The sequence below is a fragment of the Ruegeria sp. CI5 genome (genome assembly GCF_056536885.1).
Window position 1 is genome coordinate 221,970 of the sequence record NZ_JBQFQN010000001.1, and the last position, 24,941, is coordinate 246,910.

27 protein-coding genes and 1 tRNA gene are annotated in these 24,941 nt (G+C 61.7%); 17 read left to right on the plus strand and 11 right to left on the minus strand.

Annotated features, from left to right (window positions below; translation table 11 throughout):
• Entirely contained in the window at positions 1 to 1,167 is a 1,167-nt protein-coding gene (carA, locus tag ACR0BA_RS01115) for a glutamine-hydrolyzing carbamoyl-phosphate synthase small subunit (protein WP_480726070.1), read from the minus strand.
• Between the two features lie 183 nt (positions 1,168 to 1,350).
• On the opposite strand from carA, the gene ACR0BA_RS01120 reads away from it, so the two are divergent.
• Positions 1,351 to 1,836: a GatB/YqeY domain-containing protein gene (locus ACR0BA_RS01120; protein ID WP_170338416.1), complete on the plus strand. Its 486-nt coding sequence runs from the start codon at positions 1,351 to 1,353 to the stop codon at positions 1,834 to 1,836.
• A 6-nt stretch (positions 1,837 to 1,842) separates the two neighbouring features.
• Here the strand turns inward: ACR0BA_RS01120 and ACR0BA_RS01125 are convergent, their stop codons facing one another.
• The 3 genes from ACR0BA_RS01125 to ctaD all read right to left on the minus strand — a co-directional run bounded on the left by ACR0BA_RS01125 (position 1,843) and on the right by ctaD (position 4,791).
• The gene (locus ACR0BA_RS01125; protein WP_480726072.1) at positions 1,843 to 2,334 is read right to left on the minus strand and encodes a DUF2244 domain-containing protein; all 492 of its coding nucleotides are present in this window, start codon (positions 2,332 to 2,334) and stop codon (positions 1,843 to 1,845) included.
• Between the two features lie 43 nt (positions 2,335 to 2,377).
• On the minus strand, positions 2,378 to 2,977 hold the full coding sequence (locus ACR0BA_RS01130) for a 2-hydroxychromene-2-carboxylate isomerase (protein WP_170358614.1): 600 nt from the start codon (positions 2,975 to 2,977) through the stop codon (positions 2,378 to 2,380).
• A gap of 155 nt (positions 2,978 to 3,132) precedes the next feature.
• Positions 3,133 to 4,791: a cytochrome c oxidase subunit I gene (gene ctaD, locus ACR0BA_RS01135; RefSeq protein ID WP_480726073.1), complete on the minus strand. Its 1,659-nt coding sequence runs from the start codon at positions 4,789 to 4,791 to the stop codon at positions 3,133 to 3,135.
• Positions 4,792 to 5,083: 292 nt separating this feature from the next.
• Between ctaD and ACR0BA_RS01140 the strand changes: the two genes are divergently transcribed.
• The gene (locus tag ACR0BA_RS01140) at positions 5,084 to 5,503 is read left to right on the plus strand and encodes an HIT family protein (RefSeq protein WP_093962481.1); all 420 of its coding nucleotides are present in this window, start codon (positions 5,084 to 5,086) and stop codon (positions 5,501 to 5,503) included.
• Here the strand turns inward: ACR0BA_RS01140 and ACR0BA_RS01145 are convergent.
• Positions 5,484 to 5,930: a MerR family transcriptional regulator gene (locus ACR0BA_RS01145; protein WP_480726075.1), complete on the minus strand. Its 447-nt coding sequence runs from the start codon at positions 5,928 to 5,930 to the stop codon at positions 5,484 to 5,486. The two genes, ACR0BA_RS01140 and ACR0BA_RS01145, sit on opposite strands and share 20 nt — an antisense overlap.
• A gap of 78 nt (positions 5,931 to 6,008) precedes the next feature.
• Here ACR0BA_RS01145 and ACR0BA_RS01150 point away from each other — a divergent pair, with 78 nt between their 5' ends.
• Positions 6,009 to 6,962 (plus strand): cation diffusion facilitator family transporter, encoded by a 954-nt coding sequence (locus ACR0BA_RS01150; protein ID WP_480726076.1) that lies wholly within the window; start codon positions 6,009 to 6,011, stop codon positions 6,960 to 6,962.
• Positions 6,963 to 7,275: 313 nt separating this feature from the next.
• Here the strand turns inward: ACR0BA_RS01150 and lipB are convergent, their stop codons facing one another.
• A complete protein-coding gene (gene lipB, locus ACR0BA_RS01155) occupies positions 7,276 to 7,932 on the minus strand; it encodes a lipoyl(octanoyl) transferase LipB (RefSeq protein ID WP_480726078.1) in 657 nt (218 codons plus the stop codon).
• A gap of 39 nt (positions 7,933 to 7,971) precedes the next feature.
• Positions 7,972 to 8,631, minus strand: coding sequence for a DsbA family oxidoreductase (locus tag ACR0BA_RS01160; RefSeq protein WP_480726079.1), 660 nt, complete (start codon positions 8,629 to 8,631; stop codon positions 7,972 to 7,974).
• A gap of 142 nt (positions 8,632 to 8,773) precedes the next feature.
• Between ACR0BA_RS01160 and ACR0BA_RS01165 the strand changes: the two genes are divergently transcribed.
• From ACR0BA_RS01165 to ACR0BA_RS01210, 10 genes are all read left to right on the plus strand, one after another.
• Positions 8,774 to 8,860: transfer RNA gene (locus ACR0BA_RS01165), tRNA-Leu, on the plus strand.
• A 138-nt stretch (positions 8,861 to 8,998) separates the two neighbouring features.
• The gene (locus ACR0BA_RS01170) at positions 8,999 to 9,844 is read left to right on the plus strand and encodes an arsenate reductase/protein-tyrosine-phosphatase family protein (protein WP_480726081.1); all 846 of its coding nucleotides are present in this window, start codon (positions 8,999 to 9,001) and stop codon (positions 9,842 to 9,844) included.
• Positions 9,841 to 10,839, plus strand: a complete 999-nt coding sequence (locus tag ACR0BA_RS01175; RefSeq protein ID WP_480726082.1) for an ArsJ-associated glyceraldehyde-3-phosphate dehydrogenase — start codon at positions 9,841 to 9,843, stop codon at positions 10,837 to 10,839. The genes ACR0BA_RS01170 and ACR0BA_RS01175 overlap by 4 nt, the downstream gene beginning before the upstream one ends.
• On the plus strand, positions 10,836 to 12,107 hold the full coding sequence (gene arsJ, locus ACR0BA_RS01180) for an organoarsenical effux MFS transporter ArsJ (RefSeq protein WP_480726084.1): 1,272 nt from the start codon (positions 10,836 to 10,838) through the stop codon (positions 12,105 to 12,107). Before ACR0BA_RS01175 ends, arsJ begins: the two co-directional genes overlap by 4 nt.
• Positions 12,104 to 13,147: an ACR3 family arsenite efflux transporter gene (gene arsB / locus ACR0BA_RS01185; RefSeq protein WP_480726085.1), complete on the plus strand. Its 1,044-nt coding sequence runs from the start codon at positions 12,104 to 12,106 to the stop codon at positions 13,145 to 13,147. Before arsJ ends, arsB begins: the two co-directional genes overlap by 4 nt.
• Before the next feature lie 108 nt (positions 13,148 to 13,255).
• The gene (gene dusA, locus ACR0BA_RS01190; protein WP_480726087.1) at positions 13,256 to 14,293 is read left to right on the plus strand and encodes a tRNA dihydrouridine(20/20a) synthase DusA; all 1,038 of its coding nucleotides are present in this window, start codon (positions 13,256 to 13,258) and stop codon (positions 14,291 to 14,293) included.
• A gap of 33 nt (positions 14,294 to 14,326) precedes the next feature.
• Positions 14,327 to 15,151 (plus strand): sulfite exporter TauE/SafE family protein, encoded by an 825-nt coding sequence (locus ACR0BA_RS01195; RefSeq protein WP_170337959.1) that lies wholly within the window; start codon positions 14,327 to 14,329, stop codon positions 15,149 to 15,151.
• On the plus strand, positions 15,145 to 15,930 hold the full coding sequence (locus tag ACR0BA_RS01200) for a hypothetical protein (RefSeq protein WP_480726089.1): 786 nt from the start codon (positions 15,145 to 15,147) through the stop codon (positions 15,928 to 15,930). The genes ACR0BA_RS01195 and ACR0BA_RS01200 overlap by 7 nt, the downstream gene beginning before the upstream one ends.
• Positions 15,931 to 15,963: 33 nt before the next feature.
• Entirely contained in the window at positions 15,964 to 16,692 is a 729-nt protein-coding gene (locus ACR0BA_RS01205; RefSeq protein WP_170337963.1) for a SpoIIAA family protein, read from the plus strand.
• A gap of 352 nt (positions 16,693 to 17,044) precedes the next feature.
• Positions 17,045 to 17,263 carry a hypothetical protein gene (locus ACR0BA_RS01210; protein WP_170358657.1) on the plus strand — a complete coding sequence of 73 codons (219 nt, stop codon included), beginning with the start codon at positions 17,045 to 17,047 and terminating at the stop codon, positions 17,261 to 17,263.
• Positions 17,264 to 17,266: 3 nt separating this feature from the next.
• On the opposite strand, the gene ACR0BA_RS01215 is transcribed toward ACR0BA_RS01210, so the two are convergent.
• Genes ACR0BA_RS01215 through ccmI form a run of 3 tightly spaced genes read right to left on the minus strand, consistent with a single transcriptional unit; the run spans position 17,267 to position 19,209 of the window.
• Positions 17,267 to 17,500 (minus strand): DUF1289 domain-containing protein, encoded by a 234-nt coding sequence (locus ACR0BA_RS01215; protein WP_170337967.1) that lies wholly within the window; start codon positions 17,498 to 17,500, stop codon positions 17,267 to 17,269.
• Positions 17,501 to 17,518: 18 nt separating this feature from the next.
• Complete coding sequence (ruvX, locus tag ACR0BA_RS01220; protein WP_170446581.1) at positions 17,519 to 17,983, minus strand: Holliday junction resolvase RuvX; 465 nt, start codon at positions 17,981 to 17,983, stop codon at positions 17,519 to 17,521.
• Positions 17,980 to 19,209 carry a c-type cytochrome biogenesis protein CcmI gene (gene ccmI / locus ACR0BA_RS01225; RefSeq protein ID WP_480726092.1) on the minus strand — a complete coding sequence of 410 codons (1,230 nt, stop codon included), beginning with the start codon at positions 19,207 to 19,209 and terminating at the stop codon, positions 17,980 to 17,982. The genes ruvX and ccmI overlap by 4 nt, the downstream gene beginning before the upstream one ends.
• 175 nt (positions 19,210 to 19,384) lie before the next feature.
• Between ccmI and ACR0BA_RS01230 the strand changes: the two genes are divergently transcribed.
• Positions 19,385 to 20,629: a sarcosine oxidase subunit beta family protein gene (locus ACR0BA_RS01230; protein ID WP_170581051.1), complete on the plus strand. Its 1,245-nt coding sequence runs from the start codon at positions 19,385 to 19,387 to the stop codon at positions 20,627 to 20,629.
• A 2-nt stretch (positions 20,630 to 20,631) separates the two neighbouring features.
• On the opposite strand, the gene ACR0BA_RS01235 is transcribed toward ACR0BA_RS01230, so the two are convergent.
• On the minus strand, positions 20,632 to 20,793 hold the full coding sequence (locus ACR0BA_RS01235) for a hypothetical protein (RefSeq protein ID WP_170358663.1): 162 nt from the start codon (positions 20,791 to 20,793) through the stop codon (positions 20,632 to 20,634).
• Between the two features lie 50 nt (positions 20,794 to 20,843).
• On the opposite strand from ACR0BA_RS01235, the gene ACR0BA_RS01240 reads away from it, so the two are divergent.
• The 3 genes from ACR0BA_RS01240 to ACR0BA_RS01250 all read left to right on the plus strand — a co-directional run bounded on the left by ACR0BA_RS01240 (position 20,844) and on the right by ACR0BA_RS01250 (position 24,814).
• On the plus strand, positions 20,844 to 21,173 hold the full coding sequence (locus ACR0BA_RS01240; RefSeq protein WP_480726094.1) for a sarcosine oxidase subunit delta: 330 nt from the start codon (positions 20,844 to 20,846) through the stop codon (positions 21,171 to 21,173).
• A 67-nt stretch (positions 21,174 to 21,240) separates the two neighbouring features.
• A complete protein-coding gene (locus ACR0BA_RS01245; RefSeq protein ID WP_480726096.1) occupies positions 21,241 to 24,255 on the plus strand; it encodes a sarcosine oxidase subunit alpha family protein in 3,015 nt (1,004 codons plus the stop codon).
• Positions 24,248 to 24,814 carry a sarcosine oxidase subunit gamma gene (locus ACR0BA_RS01250; RefSeq protein WP_480726098.1) on the plus strand — a complete coding sequence of 189 codons (567 nt, stop codon included), beginning with the start codon at positions 24,248 to 24,250 and terminating at the stop codon, positions 24,812 to 24,814. The genes ACR0BA_RS01245 and ACR0BA_RS01250 overlap by 8 nt, the downstream gene beginning before the upstream one ends.
• Positions 24,815 to 24,941: the final 127 nt, after the last annotated feature.

Below are 24,941 nucleotides of genomic sequence, written 5' to 3' on the forward strand. Positions count from 1 at the left end.
TTAAGCGCGCACTTTTCGGTCGGCCATGGCCGCGGCAAACCGTTCAAACAGGTAAAAGCTGTCTTGCGGGCCGGGCGAGGCTTCGGGGTGATACTGAACCGAATACACCGGGCGATCGGACATGCGGATGCCGCAGTTCGAGCCATCGAACAGCGACCGGTGGGTTTCAACCACCCCGGCAGGTAACGATTGGGCGTCGACCGCAAAGCCATGGTTCATCGAGGTGATCTCGACCTTGCCGGTTTCCAGGTCCTTTACCGGGTGGTTGGCGCCGTGGTGTCCGTGGTTCATCTTGATGGTCTTGCCGCCCAACGCCAGTGCCAGCATCTGGTGACCAAGGCAGATCCCGAAAATCGGCAGATCCGTGGTTTCAAGTATTTCCTTGATCATCGGCACAGCATAGGTGCCGGTGGCCGCCGGGTCTCCCGGGCCGTTGGACAGGAATACGCCATCAGGGTCGTGCGCCAGTACCTCAGCCGCGGTTGCGGTTGCGGGCAGGACCGTCACGTCGCAACCGGCCGAGGCCAGGCAGCGCAGGATGTTCCGCTTTGCACCGTAGTCCAGCGCGACCACCTTGTGCACCGGCGCTTCCTGCCGCTGGTAACCGTCCGGCCAAGCCCAACGCATTTCGTCCCAGCGGTAGCTTTGGGTGCAGGTCACGTCCTTGGCCAGATCCATGCCCTCCAGCCCGGCGAAACCACGCGCCGCTGCTACCAGCGCTTCGATGTCGAAATTGCCTTGCGGGTCATGAGCCAGCGCGACATGCGGAGCGCCTTGCTGGCGGATCGCGCGGGTCAGCCGGCGGGTATCGACCCCACCGATGGCGATCCGGCCGCGGCGTGCCAGCCAGTCGGTCAGCCGCTCGGCCGAGCGCCAGTTCGACGGCTCGGTCGGGTCCCATTTGACGACCATGCCCGCGGCGACAGGATCGGCTGTTTCGTCATCCTCGGGATTGACGCCGACATTGCCGATATGTGGGAAAGTGAAGGTCACGATCTGCCCGGCATAGGACGGGTCGGTCATGATTTCCTGATATCCGGTCATCGCGGTGTTGAAACACAGCTCGGCCTCGGTTTGTCCCGTGGCGCCGAACCCGGTTCCGAAGAAGAGCGTTCCGTCGGCCAAAGCCAGACATGCGGTGGGCTTGGACGTGGCTTGATGGGCCATGGCGCGACTCTCCTATCGGGTAAATCGGCGCATAACTAAGGGGGTTGGGGTCTCGGGTCAACCCTGTTCAAATTTTGGGCTATTGTTGTTTTTCAATGATTTAGCCTTATGTGTCTGCTGTTGTGCCTCGGATTTTGTTTAGATATGTTCGGGGTTCCGTTGCCATGGGGATGGACAGAACAGATGGATATGCGAACTCGGGTGACCACTGCCCTGAAGCAAGCAATGAAGGACAAGGATGCCGAGCGTCTGTCGACGCTGCGGCTGGTCAATGCCGCGATCAAGGATCGGGACATCGCGCTGCGCGCGGCCGGAAACGAAGAGGCCAAGGGCTGCGATGACGCGGATGTTCTTGAGATTCTTGGGAAAATGAGCAAGCAGCGCAAGGAAAGCGCGCGGGCCTATGAGGAAGGCGGTCGTTTGGACCTGGCCGAGCGCGAACTGCGCGAGGTGAAGATCATCGAGGAATTCCTGCCCAAGCAGTTGGATGATGATGAGGTCGCAAAGGCCATCCAGACGGCGATCACGGCGACCGGTGCCGGGTCGATCCGGGACATGGGCAAGGTCATGGGCGAGCTCAAGGCCAACTACACAGGCCAGATGGACTTTGGAAAGGTGGGGCCGCTGGTCAAAGACCACCTGTGCGCCGCCTCTAACGGCGACTGCTGACGCGCTTTACTCGGGTGGCGGTTCGCGCAGCCGTTTTACCAGATCATCGTACAAGGCAATGCGTTCCTCCTCTGAGAGGAACGCGCCAATCTCGACCACCCGTCCTTCACCCGACAGGGTCACATAGTTCGGGACGGGTCCGCCGGCCTTGTGCATTTCCGGACGGGCCCAGTATCGATTGCAAGCCCATTCCTGCTGGCCGGTCCGGGCGCTGTGATGGATCAGGCGTGCTTGGGTTCCGGTAAGGGTCAGTACCTCAAACACGTTTCGGGACCGATAGTTCGCCTGGATCGCAAGCCATAGGCCCGCCACCGTCAACAGAAGGAACGGCAATAGCCCCCACAGCAGAACCGATCCCAGAACTGCCAGCAGGGGTATCAGTCCAAACAGGAAAACCGATAGCACGACGGCTATCGCGCCGCGCGGTGGCAGGGAATTGTGCGGCCAAAGGCGCAATTCCTGTTCCGAGTTCGAGCTGTCGTTCCAATGGTAGGGCATATTGCAAAAATAGCGCCTGCTGATCCGGTGTCGATTGCCAATTTCAAACGACGTGTCCGACCCTCGCCCAGGACAGCGCATCCTCAAGCCGGTCGTCGCCCCAGAACACTTCGCCCCGCGTGACAAAGCTGGGCGCGCCGAATACGCCCAGGCCCACCGCCGTTTCGGTTTCAGCTTTCAACGCGGTTTCGATTTCGGGGCTGCGCGCGCGGGCTAGGACCGGCAGCGGGTCCAGCTGGCAGCGGAACAGAGCCTCGGACATGGCGGTTTCACTGCCGGCTTCGATACCGTCCTCAAACCAGATCCTGTAAAGGTTTTGGGTAAAGCTCTTGCCCCATCCTTCCCGGATTCCCAGCAGCGCGACCTGGTTGGCCAATTCGAGGTTCGAAATCGGATAGGGGGCCGGCAGCTTGGCGTGGATATGGTACTTGGCTGCCCGGCGTTCGATGTCGCGCCACATATAGGCCGACTTGACGGGTTTGCCCGCAAACGGAATGTTCTTCTGTTCAGACATGACCGCGCGCACGTCGAAAGGGCGCCAGTTAACCTGCGCCTGATGTTCTGCGCACCAGTCGTCCAGACGCATGATGGTCAGGAAACTGTAAGTGCTGCCGATGGAGTACCAGAAATCAATATCGGGCATGGTGACCTCGGAGATTGGCCGGACATGCGGCGCCCCAAGGATACCCGATTTTCAACGATATTGCGACCGCCCGCGGAATGCGATGGCCGATAGAGCGCGAACAGTAAAAGAAAAACCCCGCCGTGAAGGCGGGGTTTCCTGTTTTCGGGAAGGGATCAGTGCGCGTGGCCTTTGTCCCAGTCTTCCTGCTTGGGCAGCTGCTCGAACGTGTGCTCGGGCGGCGGCGAGGGCAGGGTCCATTCCAGCGTATCCGCGTATTCGTTCCACGGGTTCGGGCGTGTTTCCTTGGCGCCCCGGAACAGGGCGTAGAACACGATCCCGAAGAACAGCAGGAACGAAGCGAACGAGACGAACGCACCGATCGACGAGACGAAGTTCCACTGAGCGAAGGCTTCGGGATAGTCGATATACCGGCGCGGCATGCCCTGACGGCCCAGGAAGTGCTGCGGGAAGAAGGTCAGGTTTGCACCGATGAAGAACATCCAGAAGTGCACCTTGCCCCAGAACTCCGAGTACTGACGGCCTGTCATCTTCGAGAAGTAGAAGTACACACCTGCAAAGATGGCGAAGACTGCGCCCAGGCTCATCACGTAGTGGAAGTGCGCGACGACATAGTAGGTGTCGTGATAGGCACGGTCGATACCGGCCTGCGACAGAACCACACCGGTCACACCGCCGACGGTGAACAGGAACAGGAAGCCGAAGGCGAACAGCATCGGCGTCTTGAACTCGATCGAGCCGCCCCACATGGTGGCGATCCACGAGAACACCTTCACGCCCGTCGGAACCGCGATGACCATCGTGGCCAGCATGAAGTAGGCCTGCTGGCGCAGAGACATGCCGACGGTGTACATGTGGTGTGCCCACACGACAAAGCCCAGCGCGCCGATTGCGATGATCGCCCAGACCATCGGCAGATAGCCAAAGATCGGCTTGCGCGAGAAGGTGGCGATTACGTGGCTGATGATGCCAAAGCCTGGCAGGATCACGATGTACACTTCGGGGTGACCGAAGAACCACAGGATGTGCTGGTACAGGATCGGGTCACCGCCACCGGCCGGATCAAAGAAGGTGAAGCCGAAGTTGCGGTCCATCAGCAGCATGGTGATCGCGCCCGCCAGAACCGGCAGCGACAGCAGAATCAGCCACGAGGTGACGAAGATCGACCAGCTGAACAGCGGAACCTTGAACAGGGTCATGCCCGGGGCACGCATGTTCAGGAAGGTAGTGATCATGTTGATCGCGCCGAGGATCGAGGAGGCGCCCGATACGTGCACGGCAAAGATCGCCAGGTCCATGGACATGCCGCCTTCGGTCGTCGACAGCGGCGGGTACAGAACCCAGCCCACTCCCGAGCCGGCCTGGTCGTTGCCGCCGGGAGCCAGCAGCGATGCGATGCCCAGCGAGGTACCGGCGACGTACAGCCAGAAGGACAGGTTGTTCATCCGCGGGAACGCCATGTCCGGCGCACCGATCTGCAACGGCATGAAATAGTTGCCGAAACCGCCGAACAGCGCGGGGATGACCACGAAGAACATCATCAGAACACCGTGATAGGTGATCATCACGTTCCACAGGTGCCCGTTCGGGGTACAGGGATCGGCCATGAAGCCTTCCAAGCACATGTACTGAACGCCCGGATGCATCAGTTCAAGCCGCATGTAGATGGTCATCGCGACCGAGATTAACCCGGCAAAGGCCGAGAAGATCAGGTATAGGATCCCGATATCCTTGTGGTTGGTCGACATGAACCACCGGGTAAAGAACCCGCGCTGGTCTTCATGATCGTGACCATGAATGGCTGCGTCTGCCATTTAGGTGCCTCCTGTTGCAAATAGACCGCGCAGCCGGACCTCTCCGGCGCGCGGGATTCCTGCTGGTTTTAGAATGCAAGGGGGCGGCCTTCAATGGCCGAGTTTGATCTGGATCAAGATTAATTGTCGCGGGGCAGGAGGACACCCGTGCGATTTCAGCCTTGGATGACCGGTATCTGGGGGTGATCAGGCGAATTGCAAGGACAGGGGCTTCGCAAGGGCGGAATCACGCCTTGACCCGCTGCGGGCTTGGACGCAGAACAGCACGCAGCCCCTTTGTCGGAGACCCACCATGACCGCTTATGATCCCGAAAACATCTTTGCCAAGATCCTGCGGGGCGAGATCCCCTCGACCCGCGTCTACGAGGATGAGGACACGCTGGCTTTCATGGATATCATGCCGCGCGCGGACGGACACCTTCTGGTGATCCCGAAGACGCCTTGCCGCAACGTGCTGGATGCCACACCCGAGCAATTGGCCGCAGTCATGACCACGGTTCAGAAACTGGCGCGTGCGGTCATGCGCGCCTTTGACGCCGAAGGGGTGACCATCCAGCAGTTCAACGAGGCGGCCGGAGGGCAGGAGGTGTTTCACCTGCATTTCCATGTTCTGCCCCGGCACGAGGGCGTCTCTCTGCGCCCGCCCGGCAAAATGGGCGATTTCGACGAGATCGCCAAACACGCCGAGCGCATCAGGGCTGCGCTGGCGTGACGGGTGGGGGAGCCTGATGCGCCCCTGAACAGGCATCGTGATCCCCAAACGCCTGCAAGACTGAGCAGACGTGGTCGTGCTGCCCGTCGCAGGCGGCTGCGATCCGGGCAAGCTCGGTCTCGAGCCGACGCAGCTTTGCAATCCGATCCTGCAGGTCCGTCAGTTGCCGTTCGGCGATTTCGTGCGCCCGGTTCAGATCGGCGCCTTGGGCGCCTTCCAATGACAGCAGGGCCTCGACATCGGCCAATGGCAGCCCAAGATCGCGCGTGTGTTTGACAAAGTGCAGCCGCTCGAGCGCGGCGTGGTCATAGCGCCTTTGGTTGCCAGCGGTCCGTTCCGGCGGTGGCAGCAGGCCCCTTTCTTCGTAAAACCGGATCGTGGCGACTTTGACGCCTGTGCGCCGGGACAAATCCCCGATCGAGAACATTTTCTGCAATCCTCCATTGAACCTCTAGTCACTAGAGGAATTAGGTATGGACCATGACCCAGACAAGGACACTACATCATGGTGCATGATCATTCCCACGCCGGACACAAACACCACGCCCAAATCGACGCCGATGCCGGAGACGCGCGGGTGGCATGGGCCATCGCGGTCAACATGTTTCTGACGCTGGCACAGGTGGTCGGCGGGATCCTTTCGGGGTCGCTGGCGCTCATCGCTGACGCGCTGCACAACTTTTCCGACGCGATTGCGCTGATCATCGCGTTCTTTGCCCGCAAGATCGCCCGCCGCCCAGCCGACCCGCGCATGAGCTTCGGATACGGTCGGGCCGAAGTGGTCGCGGCGCTGGTCAACTATACCACACTGATCGTTATCGCCGTGTACCTGATGTACGAAGGTGTGACGCGGTTCTTTCAGCCTGAGCCGATTGACGGCTGGCTTGTGGTATGGATTGCCGTGCTGGCGTTGGTGGTGGATCTCATCACCGCGCTTTTGACCTATAGCATGGCCAAAACCAGCATGAATATCCGCGCGGCTTTTCTGCACAACGTTGCTGACGCGCTGGGATCGGTTGCCGTGATCGTGGCCGGGGTGGCCGTGATCCTGTTCAACTGGACTTGGGTCGACCCGGCCGTCACCATTCTGATTTCGCTCTACATCCTGTGGCATGTCCAAAGCGAGATCGGAGAAACGATCCGTGTTCTCATGCTTGGCGCGCCGCCCGATCTGGACCCCGAGGATGTCGCCTCGGTAATTGAGGCCACGGATGGCGTGCGCGAGGTACACCATGTCCATCTGTGGAGCATGCAGGAAAACCAGCCCGCGCTTACCGCGCATCTGGTGGTCGAAGACTGGGCCTGGTCGCAGGCTGAAGAGGTGCGCGGTTCGGTGAAACAAGCAATGCGCGACAGTTTTGGAATCGGCCACCTGACGCTTGAGGTGGAAACGGCCGGTCGGGCTTGCCCGCAGACCATGCGTTTCGGCCATGCCGCGGACCAATCAGGCGAAAACTGAGGCCCAAAAACGAGAATTGCCGTTCCGATATGGGGTCGGAACGGCAGACTCGTAACCAAACACTTGATCGATTTTCGCGGGCTGGCCGCGATCACCGGTTAACATACCACTCACTCTTGAACGGTATATTCATGATACCTCAAACTGCGGCTGTTGTGTGGAAGGAAGAAGGAGATTCCCTAAATTTTAAGGCAATTCGCGGCAATCTTCGGAAATTTGCGACCATATTGAGAAACAGAAGAACCCTGCATCGAGGATTGTCGTTCCGCATGGTCAAATTCTGCGATTCGAGGCCATGGTCGATGCGAGGGGGTCAGACCACCTCGGGGCCAAAAGCGTCAGTAAAGGTTTTGCGCAGAGCCACATCGACATCGGCCATTGTGACCGGCAATCCCAAGTCCACCAACGAGGTCACGCCGAACTCCCGGATGCCGCAGGGAACGATGCCCGAAAAATGCTCCAGGTCGGGTTCCACGTTGATCGAGATGCCGTGGAAGCTGATCCATTTCCGCAAGCGGATGCCGATCGCAGCGATCTTGTCTTCGGCCGGTTCGCCGCTGACGGTCAGCGGCTTGTCCTTGCGCGGCACCCACACACCGACACGGCCTTCGCGGATTTCTCCGTGGACGTTGAACTCGGCCAGTGCCGAGATCACCCAGATTTCCAGCTGTTTGACAAAGCGGCGGACATCATGGCCGCGCTTTCCGACATCCAGCATGACATAGACGACCCGCTGGCCAGGTCCGTGATAGGTGTATTCACCCCCGCGCTTGCTGGCATAGACCGGGAATCGATCCGGGTCGGTCAGGTCTTGGGGTTTGGCTGATGTTCCGGCCGTATAGAGCGGCGGATGCTCCAAGAACCAGATGCATTCGTCCGCGGTTCCGGCCGCAATCTCGGACACCCGCGCCTCCATGAAGGCGACGGCGGTGTCATAGTCGGTCAGTCCGTCGGTGATCTTCCATTCCATGCGCGCCTCATAGCCGTCCTGCTGTCCAAGCGAAAGAGGTTAGGCGGCCTCGGCCCGGCATCGCTGCAGGACCTGAGCGTAGGTCTCGGTGCCCTGCGCACCCGCCAGCAGGTACTTGCCGCCAAAAACCATTGCCGGAACTCCGGTGATGCCTCGGCTGGTCCAGAATTGTTGCTTTTGCCTTACCGGGCCTGCATGCGCGCCCGATTCCAATGCCGCGCGGGCGGCGTCTGGGTCGAGGCCGGCGGTCTGAGCGGCATCCAGCAATACCTCAACTTTCGAAACATCCCGCTGATCTGTGAAATAGGCCTTGAACAAGGCCAGCTTCAGAGGGTGTTGCCTGCCTTGCGTTTCGGCCCAGTCCAGAAGTTGATGTGCAGCGAAGGTGTTCACTATGCGGCTGTCGTCATTGAAATTGAACGTGAAACCCAAATCCGCACCCAGCGCGGTCAGCCGGTCTCGGGCTTGCTGGCTCTGCTCGGCGGTCGAGCCGTACTTTTCCATGATGTGCTCTCGGAGGTTCTGGCCATCCGGACCCATAGTCGGGTTCAGCTCGAACGGGTGCCACCGGAGCTGCGCCAGCACGTTTTCTTGCTCCAGCGCCAGATCAAGCTGGCGAAACCCGACGATGCACCACGGGCATACGACATCGGATACGATGTCGACTTGGATGACGGGGCGGGGATCGGGTGTCGGCATCGGATGCTCCTGCTGCGATGTGGCATCGGGTTTCATGACCCCACAGATATGGTTGCGGGCCGGGAATTCCAATGCGGTTGCTTTTGCCTCTTCACATCCTTTTGCCAAGCGTCTATACGCCGCCTACCAAGTCACAGGCAGTGCGGCCGTGGCGGAATTGGTAGACGCGCAGCGTTGAGGTCGCTGTGGGGTAACACCCGTGGAAGTTCGAGTCTTCTCGGCCGCACCATTTTCTTCAATATCAATTCACCCGTCGTTCCCTTTTGGGCGAGGGGTATCTTTGTGGCCAATCGTAAATCTTGCCTGCGGTTTAAACGCGCCACAAACGGGCACTTGATTTCGTCTATAATTCGAATATCCATGAATTATGGAAAAAGTGGTTCCCGACCGCCTGTCTACCTTGGGTCATCCGTCTCGGTTGGCCGTTTTCCGGCTGTTGATGCGCCGGTATCCCGATCGCATACCCGCGACCGAGATTGCCATGGCGTTGGACCTCAAGCCGAATACGCTGTCCAACTACGTGAACGCGCTGATGCAGGCTGGCCTTGTGACGCAGGAAAGGGTCGGGACGTCCTTGCGCTACTCGGTGGATATGGACGCCGTGCGGCAGACGTTCGATTACCTTCTGCTGGACTGCTGCCGTGGGCGCCCGGAACTCTGCGCGCCCGGTCCGCTCAACGGCGTTGACGCGCCTGTAGCCAAGACCGAGCGTGCCTACAACGTGTTGTTCATATGCACCGGGAATTCCGCGCGCTCGATTTTCGCCGAGGCCCTGTTGAAGCAGCTTGGCGGCGACCGGTTCAACGTGTTTTCTGCCGGTACACGTCCGCGGTCCCAGTTGAACCCAGCGGCGCTTGAGGTGCTGCGGCAGAATGGGCACGACATCTCGGACCTGCGCGCCAAGAATGTAAGCGAGTTCCAGGCCCCGGGCGCGCCGAAGTTCGATTTCGTGTTCACCGTATGCAATCAGGCTGCGAACGAAGACTGCCCCGCCTGGCCCGGGCAGCCGGTCAGCGCGCATTGGGGTATGCCCGATCCGGTGAAGGCCGAGGGAACAGAGGCCCAAAAACGCCTTGCCTTCCAGCAGGCCTACGGCGCGTTGCGCAACCGGATCCTGACCTTTTCCTCGCTGCCGTTCGAAACCCTAGACCGTATGTCCCTTCAGAAGGCCGTGGATGACATCGGCCAGACCCATACCGGAGAAACCGCATGACCGTTTATGCTCTCAACGGCCTTGGCCGCATCGGCAAGCTGGCCTTGAAACCCCTGCTTGAGAAAGGCGCGCAGATCGCCTGGATCAATGACGCGGTGGGGGACCCCGCGATGCACGCGCATCTTCTGGAGTTCGACACCGTGCATGGCCGCTGGGACGCCGAGTTTCGCCATGATGAAAGCTCGGTTACCATCGACGGCGTGCGGTTGCCTTTCATCGGAACCCGCAACCTGTCTGATCTGCCGCTTGAAGGCGTCGGCGTCGTCATAGACTGCACCGGGGTCTTCAAGACCGAGGCAAAGCTGGCCCCTTACTTTGACGCCGTTGTGAAGAAGGTGGTGGTCTCGGCGCCTGTCAAAGATGGTGATGCGGCCAATATCGTCTTTGGCGTGAACGAAGGCACCTATGACCCGGCGCGCCACCGCATCGTGACCGCGGCCAGCTGCACCACGAACTGCCTGGCCCCGGTGGTCAAGGTCATCCACGAGAGCCTGGGCATCCGGCACGGCTCGATCACCACGATTCATGACGTCACCAACACGCAGACGATCGTGGACCGTCCGGCCAAGGACCTGCGCCGTGCCCGGTCGGCGCTGAACTCGCTGATCCCCACGACCACCGGCAGCGCAACCGCGATCACTCTGATATATCCCGAACTGACGGGGCGGCTGAACGGGCATGCGGTGCGGGTGCCGCTGCTGAATGCCTCGCTGACCGATTGCGTGTTCGAGGTAGAACGCGAAACCACCGCCGAAGAAGTGAACGCCCTGTTCAAGGCCGCGGCCGAGGGCCATCTGGCCGGCGTTCTGGGCTATGAGGAGCGTCCTCTGGTCTCGACCGACTATACCAATGACACCCGGTCCAGCATCGTGGATGCACCGTCAACCATGGTGGTGAACGGAACGCAGGTAAAGGTCTATGCCTGGTACGACAACGAGATGGGCTATGCGCATCGGCTGGTGGATGTCGCGATGATGGTCGGGGCATCGCTTTGACCAGCGCTTCCCAACGTCCGGACGGGCTGTCGGCCTATATGGCCGTCACGGCAGCTTATTGGGCCTTCATGCTGACCGACGGCGCCCTGCGGATGCTAGTGCTGCTGCATTTTCACACGCTGGGCTTTTCGCCGGTTCAGCTGGCCTATCTGTTCGTGCTGTACGAGATCGCCGGGATGGCCACCAACCTGGCCGCCGGGTGGATCGCCGTGCGGTTCGGGCTGACCGCGACCCTGTACGCGGGGCTGACGATACAGGTGCTGGCCTTGCTGGCGCTGGCGCAGTTGGATCCGGGCTGGACCATCGGTGTGTCGGTCGCCTTCGTGATGGTCGTGCAGGGCGCCAGCGGGGTGGCCAAGGACCTGACCAAGATGTCGTCGAAATCGGCGGTCAAGCTGTTGGCCCCCACAGAAGGCGGCGGGCTGTTCCGCTGGGTCGCGGTGCTGACCGGGTCGAAGAACGCGGTGAAGGGGTTGGGCTTCCTGCTGGGGGCGGCCTTGTTGGCCGGGTTTGGCTTCACGGGTGCCGTGCTGGGCATGGCGGGGGTCTTGTTTCTGATCCTCGTGGCGGTGCTGCTGGCGATGCCGCCGGGGCTGCCCAAGGGCCGCAGAGGCGCGAAATTCTCCGAGGTCTTCTCAAAATCGGCCAATGTGAACTGGCTGTCCGCGGCGCGGGTCTTCCTGTTCGGCGCGCGCGACGTCTGGTTCGTCGTCGGCATCCCGATCTATTTCTACGCTGTGCTGTCGGATGGCAGCGAAGCGGGCAACCGCTCGGCCTTTTTTCTGATCGGCGGGTTCATGGCCTTGTGGATCATTCTGTACGGCATTGTTCAGGCCGCCGCCCCGCGTCTGCTGCGGGCAGGGGCGCGGGATGAGGCCGACCTGGTCGCAACGGCGCGCAGTTGGGCCTGGGGGCTGGCCTGCGTGCCGGCCTTGTTGACGTTGGCCGCGCTGCTGTCCTCCGGACCCGCGCCGTGGCTGACGCTGGTGGGCGGTTTGCTGGCCTTTGGTGCGGTCTTTGCGGTGAATTCCTCATTGCATTCCTATCTAATCCTGGCCTTCACCCAGGCCGAGCGGGTGACGATGGATGTAGGCTTCTACTACATGGCCAATGCGGGCGGGCGGCTGTTGGGTACGCTGCTGTCTGGCCTGACCTATCAATGGGGCGGGTTGCCCTTGATGCTGGGGACGGCGGCCGCCATGGTCGCGCTGTCCGCCCTGGCGGCGGGGCGCTTGCAGCCCCAGACAACTTCGGAGATCTCTGCATGAGCGTTTTTGAACGATACCTGTCCCTGTGGATCGCGCTGGCCATGGCCGCCGGGATCGCCATCGGCTCATTCGCGCCGGGTTTGGTCCAGGCCATCGCAGCGGCCGAGCTGGCCAATGTCAACCTGGTGGTGGCGGTGCTGATCTGGGCCATGGTCTATCCGATGATGGTGGGGGTGGACCCAAGCAGCCTGCGCGACGTGGTAAAACAACCCAAGGGGCTGGCGATCACCCTGGTGGTCAACTGGCTGATCAAGCCCTTCACCATGGCGGCGCTGGGCGTGCTGTTCTTCGAATACGTCTTCGCCGACCTGATCGCGCCCGCCGATGCCCAGCAATATATCGCGGGGCTGATCCTGCTGGGTGCGGCACCCTGCACGGCAATGGTGTTCGTCTGGTCGCATCTGACCAAGGGGGACGAGAACTATACCCTGCTGCAGGTGTCGGTGAATGACATCGTGATGGTGTTTGCCTTCGCCCCGATCGTGGCCTTCCTGCTGGGCGTGACCGACATCTCGGTTCCGTGGCAGACGCTGGTCCTGTCGGTTGTCCTGTTCGTGGCGCTGCCCCTGGCGGCGGGCGTCTGGACGCGCAACCGGCTGGGCTCGGCCGAGCGGATCGAGGCGTTCCGCGACCGGGTCAAGCCGTGGGGCGTTGTCGGCCTGATCGCGACCGTCGTCATCCTGTTCGGCCTGCAGGGGCAGGTAATCCTGGACCGACCCGCGGTCATCGCGCTGATCGCCGTGCCAATCCTGATCCAGTCCTACGGAATCTTTGCGGTGGCTTATGCGGCGGCCTTTGCCCTGCGCGTGCCGCACCGGATTGCGGCGCCCTGCGCACTGATCGGCACGTCCAACTTCTTTGAACTGGCGGTGGCCGTCGCCATCAGCCTGTTCGGCCTGAATTCGGGTGCGGCTCTGGCCACGGTGGTGGGTGTTTTGGTCGAGGTGCCGGTGATGCTGTCGCTGGTGGCTTTCGCCAACCGGACGCGCGGCAGTTTTGCCGAGCGCTCGGAACAATCTCCAACGGACGTCCGGGCCTAGCAATCCGACGGTGGAAATCCGGCGTCAAACAGTGGTAGACGCCTAGCGCGGACCCGGCTTGGCCGGGCGCCGCACTTTTGTCTGGGCCACAAGAAGGAACGTGCACTGATGGCGGGGTCTCAATCTCGGGCACTTGCTGATCGCAGCGAAGCCACTCGCGCTGCGCGCTTGTCGGTTGCGCCGATGATGGATTGGACCGATCGGCACTGTCGGTATCTGCACCGTTTGCTCAGTGCTGAAACGCTTTTGTACACGGAAATGGTGACGGCCCCTGCTCTGGTACGGGGTGGCGCGCTGCATCTTCTGGACCATAGCTCCGAAGAACATCCCGTTGCTCTGCAATTGGGTGGTTCTGACCCGCGGGAGCTGGCTCAGGCGGCCGCATTGGGGGCTGAGGCCGGATATGACGAGATCAACCTGAACTGCGGCTGCCCGTCGGATCGGGTTCAATCAGGAACGTTTGGAGCCGTCTTGATGAAAGAGGCGGGCCGGGTCGCCGATTGCGTGGCCTCCATGCGGGAAGTTGTTGATGTCGATGTCACGGTCAAATGTCGGATCGGCGTGGATGACCAAAACCCCGAGGACGTATTGCCCGACTTTCTGGATCGGATTCGCGCTGCCGGCTGTCGGCGCGTGACGATCCACGCCCGCAAGGCTTGGCTTCAAGGGCTTAGCCCGAAAGAAAACAGGGACATACCGCCGCTGGACTACGATCTGGTTCACCGGATGAAAGCCGGTTTTCCGGATCTCCACATCTCGATCAACGGAGGCATCACGACACTGGCCGAAGCCCAGGTGCATCTGGACGCCGGACTGGACGGAGTGATGATCGGCCGGGCTGCTTATCATCAGCCGACCGATATTCTGGCCGATGCCGACCCGCTGATCTACGGGTCGGGGCAAAAGGCGGATCCGGTTGAAGTCGTGATGAAAATGCTGCCCTATATCGATCGGCATCTTGCCGGCGGGGGGCGGTTGCACCAGATCACCCGACATATGCTGGGATTGTTCACAGGACGCCCGGGCGCTCGTGGTTGGAGGCGTGCTTTGTCCGAAGGCGCGGTCAAAGACCATGCCGGACCCGACGTGGTTCTGGGCGCGCTGTCCCGCGTTGCACCGGATGCCGAGGCGGCGCAAGTAATTTAAGACGGCCCACGGGCCGGGGACCAAGGGGTACGGATGCCCGATACGATGTTGCTGGCCCAGATGCTGGGCCTTTTGCTTGTGATCGGCGCGCTCGCCGGTGTTTTGGCTGGCCTTTTGGGAGTAGGTGGCGGGATCGTTCTGGTGCCGGCCTTCTTCTACGCGTTTCAAACGCTGGGATATGGTGGCCCGCAGCTGATGCAGCTGTGTCTTGCGACGTCACTTGCCACGATCATCGTGACTTCGGTTCGTTCGGTGCTGAGTCACAACAAGAAAGGCGCCGTCGATTGGGATATTCTACGCGGTTGGGGTCCGGGTATCGCAGTCGGTGCAATAGTGGGTGTACTGGTCGCCTCGGCCTTGCGCACGGAAGCGTTGCAAGCGCTGTTCGGTATCCTTGGAATGGTGATTGGCGCTTATCTGGGACTTGGCAAATCCGAATGGCGACTGGGTGATGCCATGCCCGGCGGGCTGAAGCGGTTGGTGATTTCGCCGTTGGTCGGGTTTCTGTCGGTGCTGATGGGAATTGGCGGCGGCAGCTTTGGGGTGCCTCTGATGAGCCTCTACAACACACCGATCCATCGGGCCGTTGCGACGGCCGCGGGGTTTGGCGTGATCATCGCCGTACCCTCGGTACTGGGCTTTCTGTTTCTGCCGATCGCAGCTGAACACCGTCCGCCGCTGACAATCGGCGCCGTCAATCTTGTGGCCTTTGGTGTGGTTGTTGCGATGACGATGATCACCGCGCCCTGGGGGGTGAAACTGGCCCATGCGATGGACCCCAAGCCGCTCAAACGGGTGTTTGCCGTGTTCCTCACGCTGGTGGCCCTGAATATGCTGCGCAAGGCAGTAGGGTGGTAAGGCCTTTCTGGTCGCGGGGTTGGGAAGTATTCCCCTACGACCAGCCCATAGCAGACTGGGTGGCCCACGCCCTGCCACTGGCGCAGCAGGCCGCCAGTGACCCAGCCCACCGGCAGTGGTTGGATTGCGAAGGCACCTGGTTCATCGGCGTCGATGCTCTGCCCAATGACGGGGCAGGGCGTGTCGGGGCCTCAGCCCCGTTGAGCGGGCAGGCTGTCGCGTTTCTGGATGAACACTATGGATCGATCGAATTGCACAAGGGGCAGGTCTCGGTCGTTTATCCCGGCTATCCGCGCCCGCGCAGAGGCGAGAGCGAGGCGGCGGCCCGATACCGGGCCAAGCGCGACGCGGCGCATGTGGATGGCCTGAAACCCGGCGGCCCCGACCGTCGGCGCAAGATCGAAGAACCCCACGCATGGGTCCTGGGTATCCCACTGACACAGGCGAGCGCAGATGCTGCGCCTCTGGTCGTTTGGGATGGCAGCCACAGGATCATGGGCGCGGCTTTAAAGGCTGCGTTGGCCGGTGTTCCTCGCGCTCAGTGGGCGCAGACCGATATCACCGAGGCCTATCAGGCCGCTCGTCGCGAAGTGTTCGAAACCTGCCCGCGTATCGAAGTGTCGGCCTCGCCCGGCGAAACTTACGTGTTGCATCGCCATTGTCTGCATGGGGTCGCGCCTTGGGGCGCGGGGGCAACGGCGGGGCCGGACGGACGGATGATTGCCTATTTCCGGCCCGAGCTGCCGGGCGGTGTGGCCGAATGGATCGAATCCCCGTAACCTTCTGCCATTCTTTGGCTTTGGAGGCTCAAAATGATTACGGTCCACAAGAATTCCGACGGTGCATTGATCGAAATCGAATTGTCCGGCGAAGTTACAAGCGCCGATTACACAAGCACTCTGGTTCCCGCAATCGAGGCTGCGCTGGCGGAACATGACGCCGTCCGCCTGCTGGTTATCGTCGGCCCCGAGTTCAAAGGCTATGATCTGGGCGCTGCTTGGGAAGATACCAAGCTGGGCCTAAGCCATTGGCGCGGGTTCGATCGCGCCGCGGTCGTCGCAGACAAGGGATGGGTCCAGACCAGCGTGCGCCTGGCTGCGCCGCTGATGCCCTGTCCGGTGCAGGTATTCGAGCTGGCCGAGCTGGAAGAAGCGCGCCGCTGGATCCGTGAATCCCTGGGCGCGATCCACATTGTGGATTTGGGCGGGCCATGCGTGCAGGTCAGCCTTATGGGTAAGCTGGACCCCGAAGAATACGAAAAGGCCGAAGCCGATCTGGATGCCATCCTGGGCGACCGGGATGCGTTCCGCTTGCTGATCGATCTGAGGGAGTTCGATGGCTGGCAAGGGCTGACCGCTCTGGCCGCGCATTTCCGTCTGGCCCGCGGTCACGTGGGAATGCTGGATCGGGCAGCCATCGTCGGCGACAAGGCATGGCAGAACATCGCGCAGCGCGTGGGTGGCCACATTCTGGGTACACGTACCCAGTTTTTCCCGTCCGAAGAGATTGAAAACGCCAAGGCGTGGCTGGCTGCCGGATGACGATGGCGCGCGGCCCGAATGATTGGGCCGCGCTGCGCGTCCGGGGGCAAATCCTGGATTGACACATGACGCTGTCGCGGGTCGGTCCAACTTGTTACGTTACGTCCTTTTCGCCCAACCGCGAGGCGCGAAGGCATTGTAACTGTTGAGTCTCTCCGGCTGATTTGTCTAATTGGTAAAAAAATTGAAGCGCGACGGCAGGTTTTCCCCCTTTCTCAAGAGCCTGACTCCGGTATGCGCAAATCGTCGCTGCGGGCCGCCACTCACTCACGCATAGTCATACGGCTCGACCCCCCTTTTTCCGAGCTCTCGACCGGCCCGCAGCGACGCAGATTTATTCAGGAAGGCTCGTATGCGGCTGATCAAGTTTTTGAAAAGAAAATCCATGACCAGCGCGGCTGTCGAAGTTGATTTTCAGGAAGCCAGTCTTCGGCGGTCGCAGACCAGCAAGTCGGAAATCACCCGTTTGTTCCGCAGTGAATTGAAGGCCGGGCAACGGTCCGGTGTGAAGACATGCGCAGACTCTGCGAAAGATGAAGAAGACGGTCGGAAGACCGACAAAGCCCTTTGATTGTCAGGATTTGTCCAGACGGGCCGCGCGACCACCCCGTCTCTTGGCCAAGCGAGGCTTGCGGGCAGGCAGGTCATTCATGATTTCGGCGCGTTCCGAACTGTCCATTTTCGACCAGCGCGTGATTTCGTCGATGGTGCGATAGCAGCCGGTGCAGATACGCTCGGTCGGATGCACGACGCAGATCTGGACACAGGGGCTTTCGACCTCGTTCCTTTTCCAAATCATGTTCGTCATCGCCGGTCTCCGGGCTCGTTAAAGAAAGCGCAGCCTGTCCAGCGCTCCTTGCAGGATATAACCCGCCGCGACGTGGTCGATAACCTGTCCGCGACGTTTTCGTGTCGTATCCGCCTCCAAAAGTGCCTTTTCTGCCGCAACTGTGCTCAAACGCTCGTCCCAGAATCCGATCGGGATGTCGGTTAGTTGGGACAGGTTGCGGGCAAACGCGCGGGTTGATTGGCACCTTGGACCCTCGGATCCGTCCATATTCATGGGCAGGCCAAGAACGATCCCTCCGATCTCGCGGTCGGCAGCGATTTCCAGAAGACGGGCAGAGTCCAGCTTGAATTTCTTGCGGCGCAAGGTCTCAAGTGGGCTGGCCACACCGCGCATGCGGTCGGAAACAGCCACGCCGATCGTCTTTTCGCCCAGGTCCAGACCCATCAACGCCTGCATCGGGGGCAGTGCGGCTGCGAAATCTTCGAACACGTCCTGGATCATTGCGACAGGCCAGCCTGCTGCGCGGCCGAGTTGATCAGTTCAAGCGCGGCAGGGTCTTCGGCAAACTTGGTCGCGGCTTCATCGCGGATCGCGGCGGCCTGCTCGGTTTCTCCCAGCACCCCCAACGCCGAGATCAGTCGGGCCCAGTCCTGCGGAGAACCACCTTCGGTCGCCAGCCGGTCCGACAATCCGTCAACCATGCCACGGATCATCTCTTGACGCTCCTCGGGCGTCATTTCCGCCGCGGCTTCCATATCCGACTGGCTGGGCCCCGGACCTGACGGAGCAGCTGCCATTTCGGGCGCGTTGAAGACGCCGGCGCGCCAGGCAAGTTCGTCGATCTGGGCGCGAATGGCGTTGGCCCAAGGCGCCCCCGGCGGCGAAGTGCGCAGCGTGTCCATCCAGACGCGATAGGCCTGGTCCGGCCGTCCGATCTGCAGCAGCATCTGTCCCCAGTAATAGCGCGCCGGTCCCGATTGCGGGTCGCGTTCCAGTGCCTGGCGCAAGGCCGCTTCGGCTTCGGGCGAGACATAGCCCCCTGCCGCCAGGATCAGCATTTCTGCAAAGTTCGAATAGGCGTCCGCCGGGGCCTCATCCCCCATCAACTCGATTGCACGGCGCTGGGCTTCATAACCGGCCTGAAAATTGCCCGCGTTGGTTTCGTGCTGCGCCAATAGAATGTGACCCTGAAGATCGTCCGGTCGGTCGGCCACGGTCGTGCGCAGCTGGTTCAGAAGGTTGGCATAGCTGTCTTCAAGCTGAGGCGCTTCGACGGGCGGGGCCATCTGCTCGGCCTCTTCCTGGCCGGGTCTGTTCTCACGCAGTTCGGCGGCCATCTCCATGCGCGCTGAAAGCGGCTGATCAGGGTATCCGGCAGCGCCCAGTTGGCGGTACAAAGCAAACGCTCCGCCGATCAGAACCAGGGCAACGAACCCGATGGCGGCCAACCGAACAGTGGTCGACGGCCCGGTCGTCGCGTCACCGGTACGGATTTGCGCGTCGGCGGCCAGGATACGGCGCGAAATCTCGGTCCGAACCCGCTCGGCGTCGGCTTTGGCGATCACTCCGCGGGCCAGATCGCGGTCAACGCTGGCCAGCTGTTCCTTGTAGACCCGCAAATCGTAAGTCGCCGGATGTTCCTGTCGCCGGCGGGTTCGGGTCAGGCCAAAGGCCAGGAATGCGGTGATCGACAGCGCAAAGAGCAGAAGCAGAACCCAGAATGTCATGATCTCTCCGGAATTGTTGCCCTCACTTAGACCTGCGCGCGCCCGGAAAAAAGGGACAAATGGCCGCGAATGGCCTACATGTCGCAATAGTGCGATATTGCGGCGCTGTACGGCAGGGGTAATCTGTCGCCGCACGGCATATCTTCGGCCAATCACGAACCGGACGGATTCGCTCATGAAACACTATTCAGCCTTTGCCGTAGCGCGAGAGTCGCTGCGCTATCACACCGGATGGGAGCGCGCCTGGCGTTCGCCAGAACCCAAGAAACGGTATGACGTGATCATCGTCGGTGCCGGCGGGCACGGTTTGGCGACGGCGTATTATCTGGGCAAGAACTACGGTATCCAGAACGTCGCAGTGATCGAAAAGGGCTGGCTGGGCGGCGGCAATACCGGGCGGAACACGACCATCATCCGCTCGAACTATCTGCAGGACCCGTCCGCTGCGATCTACGAAAAATCGCGCGGCCTGTACGAGGATCTGAGCCAGGATCTGAACTACAACGTGATGTTCAGCCCGCGCGGCGTGATGATGCTGGCGCAAACCCAGCACGAGGTGCGCGGCTATCAGCGTACGGCGCATGCCAACGCGCTGCAGGGGGTCAAGACTGAATGGATCGAGCCCGAGCGCGTAAAGCAGCTGGTCCCGATCATCAACATCGACGGCCCGCGCTATCCGGTCCTTGGTGCGCTGTGGCAAGAGCGCGGCGGCACCGCACGCCACGATGCGGTGGCCTGGGGCTATGCGCGTGCCTGTTCGAATATGGGTATGGACATCATCCAGCAGTGTGAGGTTACGGGCGTCCGGTCTGAAAACGGTCGCGTCACAGGGGTCGAGACGACCAAGGGCGCCATCGAATGTGACAAGCTGGGCATCGTGGTCGCGGGCCATTCGGGCCAACTCGCTGAAATGGCGGGCTTCCGTCTGCCGGTCGAGGCGCTGGCCCTGCAGGCGTTGGTGTCCGAGCCGATCAAGCCTTGCATGGACGTGGTGGTGATGGCCAACACCGTACACGGCTACATGTCGCAATCCGACAAGGGCGAGATGGTGATCGGTGGTGGCACAGACGGGTTCAACAACTACACCCAGCGCGGCAGCTTCCATCATATCGAAGAAACCGTCCGGGCCCTGGTCGAGACCTTTCCGATGATCTCGCGGCTCAAGATGCTGCGGCAATGGGGCGGGATCGTCGACATGACCGGCGACCGGTCGCCCATCCTGTCCAAGACGCCGCTGGGCGGTTGCTTCATCAACTGCGGCTGGGGCACCGGCGGGTTCAAGGCCATCCCGGGTTCGGGCTGGGGCATGGCCCAGCTGATGGCCACCGGACATTCCCCGTTGACCGAGGCGTTCTCGCTGGATCGGTTCAAAGAGGGCCGCTTCATCGACGAAAGCGTTGCCGCCGGGGTCGCGCATTGATGTCAGTCGCCCCAATGTGCTCCGTGAATGGTCTCAGAACTTTTCGGGCTGTCGGATTTTGGCTTGATGGCCTTCTTTTCCTCGGACCGGAAAATGAAAAACGCGATCAGTCCAAAGACGGCAAGCGTGCCTGCAACGGTCAGAATTATGGTCAAAATATCCATACCCTCGACTTGGGCGTCTGGTCGAAAGAATTCAAGCAAGGAGTAGCCACATGCTGATCCTGAAATGCCCCTATTGCGGCGTCGACGCCGAAGAGACCGAACTGACCGCCGGTGGCGAAGCGCATCTGAAACGCTTCGGTCCCGGGTCCTCGGACGACGATTTCCATGACTATCTGTTCATGCGCGAAAACCCAAAGGGCGTGCATCTCGAACGCTGGCGCCACAGCAACGGCTGTGGCAAGTGGTTCCACGCCGCGCGCTGCACCGCGACGCTCGAGGTGTTCGGCACCTATTCGGCCCAGGTCACCGAGCCGCCGCAGGAGATCCGCGATGCGATTTCGGCCAAACGGCCGGGTTGGACGTGGAGAGAGTTCTCCTGATGCTTCGTCTTCTCATGAACACATCTGCCGGAGGCCTTGGTGCCTCCACCTGCGAAAGGTCCGCAACATGAGCACCCGTCTCGCAAATCAAGGTCGCCTGATCGACAGGTCGAAACCGGTCACGTTTTCATTCAACGGTACCGCGATGCAGGGCTATCAGGGCGACACGCTGGCCTCGGCCCTGCTGGCCAATGATCAGATGATGGTCGGCCGGTCATTCAAATACCACCGTCCGCGCGGCGTCGTGGCCAGCGGTGCCGAGGAGCCCAACGCGCTGGTCGGTTTGGGGCAGGGCAATCGGTTCGAGCCGAACCAGCGCGCCACCACGACCGAGCTGTTCAACGGCTTGACCGCGATCTCGCAGAACCACTGGCCCAGCTTGGAATATGACATCGGCGCGGTGAACACGGCGCTGGCGCGGTTCCTGCCGGCGGGGTTCTACTACAAGACGTTCATCCACCCCAAGCCGTTCTGGAAACATGTGTACGAGCCGTTCATCCGCCAGTCGGCCGGTCTGGGCAAGGCGCCCGACAAGGACAGTCGCGACGCGGATACCTATGAACACTTCTATGCCTTCACCGACGTATTGGTGATCGGCGGCGGTGTTGCGGGCCTGCAGGCGGCCAAGGCCGCGGCGCAATCGGGCGCCAAGGTCATGGTGATCGAACAGACCGCCCATTGGGGTGGCCGCGCGCCCGTCGATGGCGGCACCGTCAACGACGAGCCTGTGGATAAGTTCGTGGAACAATTGGTTTCCGAACTCGAAACAATGGACAATGTCACCCTGCGGTCGCGCTGCATGGGGGCCGGGGTCTATGACCACGGCTACGTGCTGGGATACGAGCGTCTGACCGACCACAAACCGGGCACCCAGGGCCCGCGCCACCGCCTGTGGCGCATCCGCGCCAAACAGGTCGTCACGGCCACCGGCGCGATCGAGCGCCCGCTGTCCTTTGCCGGCAATGACGTGCCGGGGGTGATGCTGGCTTCGGCCATGCGCGACTATGTGGTCAACTGGGGCGTGACCCCGGGCGAGCGCGTGATCGTCGCCACCAACAATGACGACGCCTACCGCACAGCGATCATCCTGAAACAGGCGGGCGTGGATGTTTTGCGCGTCGTCGATGCCCGTCCCTCGGCCGGGCCGCTGGCGGACGAGGCGCGCAGCCTCGGCATCCGGGTCGATCCCGGCAAGGCCATCGCCAAGGTCAAGGGCGGCAAGCGGGTCAAGAAGGTCGCGATCTGCAACCAGGAAGGCATCGGCGGCGCCCGGGAAGAGGTCGAATGCGATGCGGTTGCCATGTCGGGCGGCTGGTCTCCGGTGGTGCACCTGTGGTCCCATTGCGGTGGCAAGCTGATCTGGGACGAAGCCAACGCCCATTTCCGCCCCGATCCCGACCGTCCGCCGCTGGGCGCGGATGGGGCAGGCTTTGTCGTGCCGGCGGGTTCGGCCAACGGGCCGCTGGCGCTGGGCGAGGTGCTGGCCGATGCCCACGCCGCGGGCAAGGCCGCGGCCAAGGCAGCCGGCTTCAAGCCGAAGAACACCAAGGCACCGCAGGGCGAGGCCGAGACCGAAGCGCCCATGCAGGCCGTTTGGCTGATGCCCGCCAAGGCCGAGGTGCAGCTGCGCATGAAGTCGTGGCTGGACTTCCAGAACGACGTGAAGGTCTCGGATGTGCAACTGGCCGCGCGCGAAGGCTATGAAAGCGTCGAGCACACCAAGCGTTATACCACGCTGGGCATGGCGACTGATCAGGGTAAGCTGAGCAATATCAACGGCCTGGCGATCCTTGCTGATGCGCTGGAGTCGGAGATTCCCAAGGTCGGCACCACCACTTTCCGCCCGCCCTACACGCCCATCTCGATGGGCGCCATCGCGGGCGAGGCGCGCGGCGAGGTGTTCCAGCCGATCCGCCGCACGCCGATGCATGACTGGCATGACCGGAATGGTGCCGATTGGGAGCCGGTGGGCCACTGGCGCCGCCCTTACGCCTATGTCCGAGCCGGGGAAACCGTGCATGACGCGGTGAACCGCGAGGTCAAGAACACCCGTGAAAACCTCGGGCTGCTGGATGCCTCGACCCTGGGCAAGCTGATCGTCAAGGGCCCGGACGCGGGCAAGTTTCTGGACATGATGTACACCAACATGATGTCCACGCTGAAGGTCGGCAAATGCCGCTATGGCCTGATGTGCTCGGAAAACGGCTTCCTGATCGACGACGGCGTGGTGGCCCGGATCGACGAGGACACCTGGCTGTGCCACACCACCACCGGCGGCGCCGAGCGCATCCATGCCCATATGGAGGAATGGCTGCAGACCGAGTGGTGGGACTGGAAGGTCTATGTCGCCAACGTGACCGAGCAATACGCCCAGGTCGCCGTGGTGGGCCCCAACGCCCGCAAGGTGCTGGAGAAGCTGGGCGGCATGGATGTCAGCCGCGAGGCGCTGCCCTTCATGGAGTGGCGCGACGGCCAGATCGGCGGCTTTGATTGCCGCGCCTACCGCATCTCGTTCTCGGGCGAACTGTCCTATGAAATCGCGGTGCCAGCCAGCCAGGGTCAGGCCTTCTGGGATGCCCTGATGGAGGCCGGGGAAGAGTTCGGCGTGACGCCTTATGGCACGGAATGTCTGCACATTCTGCGGGCGGAAAAGGGTTTCATCATGATCGGGGACGAGACCGACGGCACCGTGATCCCGCAGGATCTGGGGCTGCACTGGGCGATCTCGAAGAAGAAAGAGGATTTCCTGGGCAAGCGGGCGCAGGAACGCTCTCACATGACCGACCCGGACCGCTGGAAACTGGTGGGTCTGGAAACTGTGGATGGATCGGTTCTGCCCGACGGCGCCTATGCGGTGGGCGAGGGCGTGAATGCCAACGGCCAGCGCAACGTGATCGGGCGCGTGACCTCGACCTATTACTCGGCCAATTTGGGCCGGGGCATCGCCATGGGGCTGGTCAAGAACGGGCCGAACCGCATGGGAGAGGTGATCGAATTCCCGGGCACCGACGACAAAATCTACAAGGCAAAGATCGTGGACCCGGTGTTCTACGACAAGGACGGGGAGAAGCAGAATGTCTGAACCCATCAGCGCACTGAACCACGCAAGCTTTGACGGCATCGCCCGGATCGAGGAATGCGGCCTGCAGGGGATGATCACCCTGCGCGGCGATCTGTCCGACAAGCTGGTGATCAAGGCGGTCAAGGACGCCACCGGCCAGAAGATGCCCGGCCAGCGCGAGGCTTTCGTCGATGGCGAGACCGGCGTCTGCTGGATGTCGCCGGACGAGCTGCTGGTGCTGGTTCCTTACGCCGAGGTCGAGGCCAAACTGGCCGCCATGCAGGGCGCGCTGAGCGGCGTTCACGCGCTGGCGGTCAACGTCTCGGACGCGCGGGCGGTGTTCCGGGTCTCGGGATCGACCGCGCGTGAGGTGCTGGGCAAGGTTGCGCCCGTCGATTTCTCGTCCGATGTCTTCCAGCCCGGTCGGATCCGGCGCACGCGCCTGGCGCAGGTTGCGGGGGCGTTCTGGATGGACGACGAGGAAACCTTTCGCGTGGTCTGCTTCCGTTCGGTTGCGGATTACGTCTTCAAGCTGCTGAAGGTTGCGGCGCAGCCCGGCAGCGAGGTTGGGTATTTCTGACATAAATGGAAAGCCCCGGTTCTGCCGGGGCTTTCGTTACTTTACCTTGGAACAGGTCCCGACTCCGTAGGGTTTGTTCGCAAAATTCCCCCGCACGAACGCCATGCGAACGGCAACCGTATTTTCA

What these genes read in the sequence shown, in the direction of transcription:
- carA (WP_480726070.1), bottom strand. Translation starts at nt 1,167, where the DNA reads ATGGCCCATCAAGCCACGTCCAAGCCCACCGCATGTCTGGCTTTGGCC.
- ACR0BA_RS01120 (WP_170338416.1), top strand. Translation starts at nt 1,351, where the DNA reads ATGGATATGCGAACTCGGGTGACCACTGCCCTGAAGCAAGCAATGAAG.
- ACR0BA_RS01125 (WP_480726072.1), bottom strand. Translation starts at nt 2,334, where the DNA reads ATGCCCTACCATTGGAACGACAGCTCGAACTCGGAACAGGAATTGCGC.
- ACR0BA_RS01130 (WP_170358614.1), bottom strand. Translation starts at nt 2,977, where the DNA reads ATGCCCGATATTGATTTCTGGTACTCCATCGGCAGCACTTACAGTTTC.
- ctaD (WP_480726073.1), bottom strand. Translation starts at nt 4,791, where the DNA reads ATGGCAGACGCAGCCATTCATGGTCACGATCATGAAGACCAGCGCGGG.
- ACR0BA_RS01140 (WP_093962481.1), top strand. Translation starts at nt 5,084, where the DNA reads ATGACCGCTTATGATCCCGAAAACATCTTTGCCAAGATCCTGCGGGGC.
- ACR0BA_RS01145 (WP_480726075.1), bottom strand. Translation starts at nt 5,930, where the DNA reads ATGTTCTCGATCGGGGATTTGTCCCGGCGCACAGGCGTCAAAGTCGCC.
- ACR0BA_RS01150 (WP_480726076.1), top strand. Translation starts at nt 6,009, where the DNA reads ATGGTGCATGATCATTCCCACGCCGGACACAAACACCACGCCCAAATC.
- lipB (WP_480726078.1), bottom strand. Translation starts at nt 7,932, where the DNA reads ATGGAATGGAAGATCACCGACGGACTGACCGACTATGACACCGCCGTC.
- ACR0BA_RS01160 (WP_480726079.1), bottom strand. Translation starts at nt 8,631, where the DNA reads ATGCCGACACCCGATCCCCGCCCCGTCATCCAAGTCGACATCGTATCC.
- ACR0BA_RS01170 (WP_480726081.1), top strand. Translation starts at nt 8,999, where the DNA reads ATGGAAAAAGTGGTTCCCGACCGCCTGTCTACCTTGGGTCATCCGTCT.
- ACR0BA_RS01175 (WP_480726082.1), top strand. Translation starts at nt 9,841, where the DNA reads ATGACCGTTTATGCTCTCAACGGCCTTGGCCGCATCGGCAAGCTGGCC.
- arsB (WP_480726085.1), top strand. Translation starts at nt 12,104, where the DNA reads ATGAGCGTTTTTGAACGATACCTGTCCCTGTGGATCGCGCTGGCCATG.
- dusA (WP_480726087.1), top strand. Translation starts at nt 13,256, where the DNA reads ATGGCGGGGTCTCAATCTCGGGCACTTGCTGATCGCAGCGAAGCCACT.
- ACR0BA_RS01195 (WP_170337959.1), top strand. Translation starts at nt 14,327, where the DNA reads ATGCCCGATACGATGTTGCTGGCCCAGATGCTGGGCCTTTTGCTTGTG.
- ACR0BA_RS01205 (WP_170337963.1), top strand. Translation starts at nt 15,964, where the DNA reads ATGATTACGGTCCACAAGAATTCCGACGGTGCATTGATCGAAATCGAA.
- ACR0BA_RS01210 (WP_170358657.1), top strand. Translation starts at nt 17,045, where the DNA reads ATGCGGCTGATCAAGTTTTTGAAAAGAAAATCCATGACCAGCGCGGCT.
- ACR0BA_RS01215 (WP_170337967.1), bottom strand. Translation starts at nt 17,500, where the DNA reads ATGACGAACATGATTTGGAAAAGGAACGAGGTCGAAAGCCCCTGTGTC.
- ruvX (WP_170446581.1), bottom strand. Translation starts at nt 17,983, where the DNA reads ATGATCCAGGACGTGTTCGAAGATTTCGCAGCCGCACTGCCCCCGATG.
- ccmI (WP_480726092.1), bottom strand. Translation starts at nt 19,209, where the DNA reads ATGACATTCTGGGTTCTGCTTCTGCTCTTTGCGCTGTCGATCACCGCA.
- ACR0BA_RS01230 (WP_170581051.1), top strand. Translation starts at nt 19,385, where the DNA reads ATGAAACACTATTCAGCCTTTGCCGTAGCGCGAGAGTCGCTGCGCTAT.
- ACR0BA_RS01235 (WP_170358663.1), bottom strand. Translation starts at nt 20,793, where the DNA reads ATGGATATTTTGACCATAATTCTGACCGTTGCAGGCACGCTTGCCGTC.
- ACR0BA_RS01240 (WP_480726094.1), top strand. Translation starts at nt 20,844, where the DNA reads ATGCTGATCCTGAAATGCCCCTATTGCGGCGTCGACGCCGAAGAGACC.
- ACR0BA_RS01245 (WP_480726096.1), top strand. Translation starts at nt 21,241, where the DNA reads ATGAGCACCCGTCTCGCAAATCAAGGTCGCCTGATCGACAGGTCGAAA.
- ACR0BA_RS01250 (WP_480726098.1), top strand. Translation starts at nt 24,248, where the DNA reads ATGTCTGAACCCATCAGCGCACTGAACCACGCAAGCTTTGACGGCATC.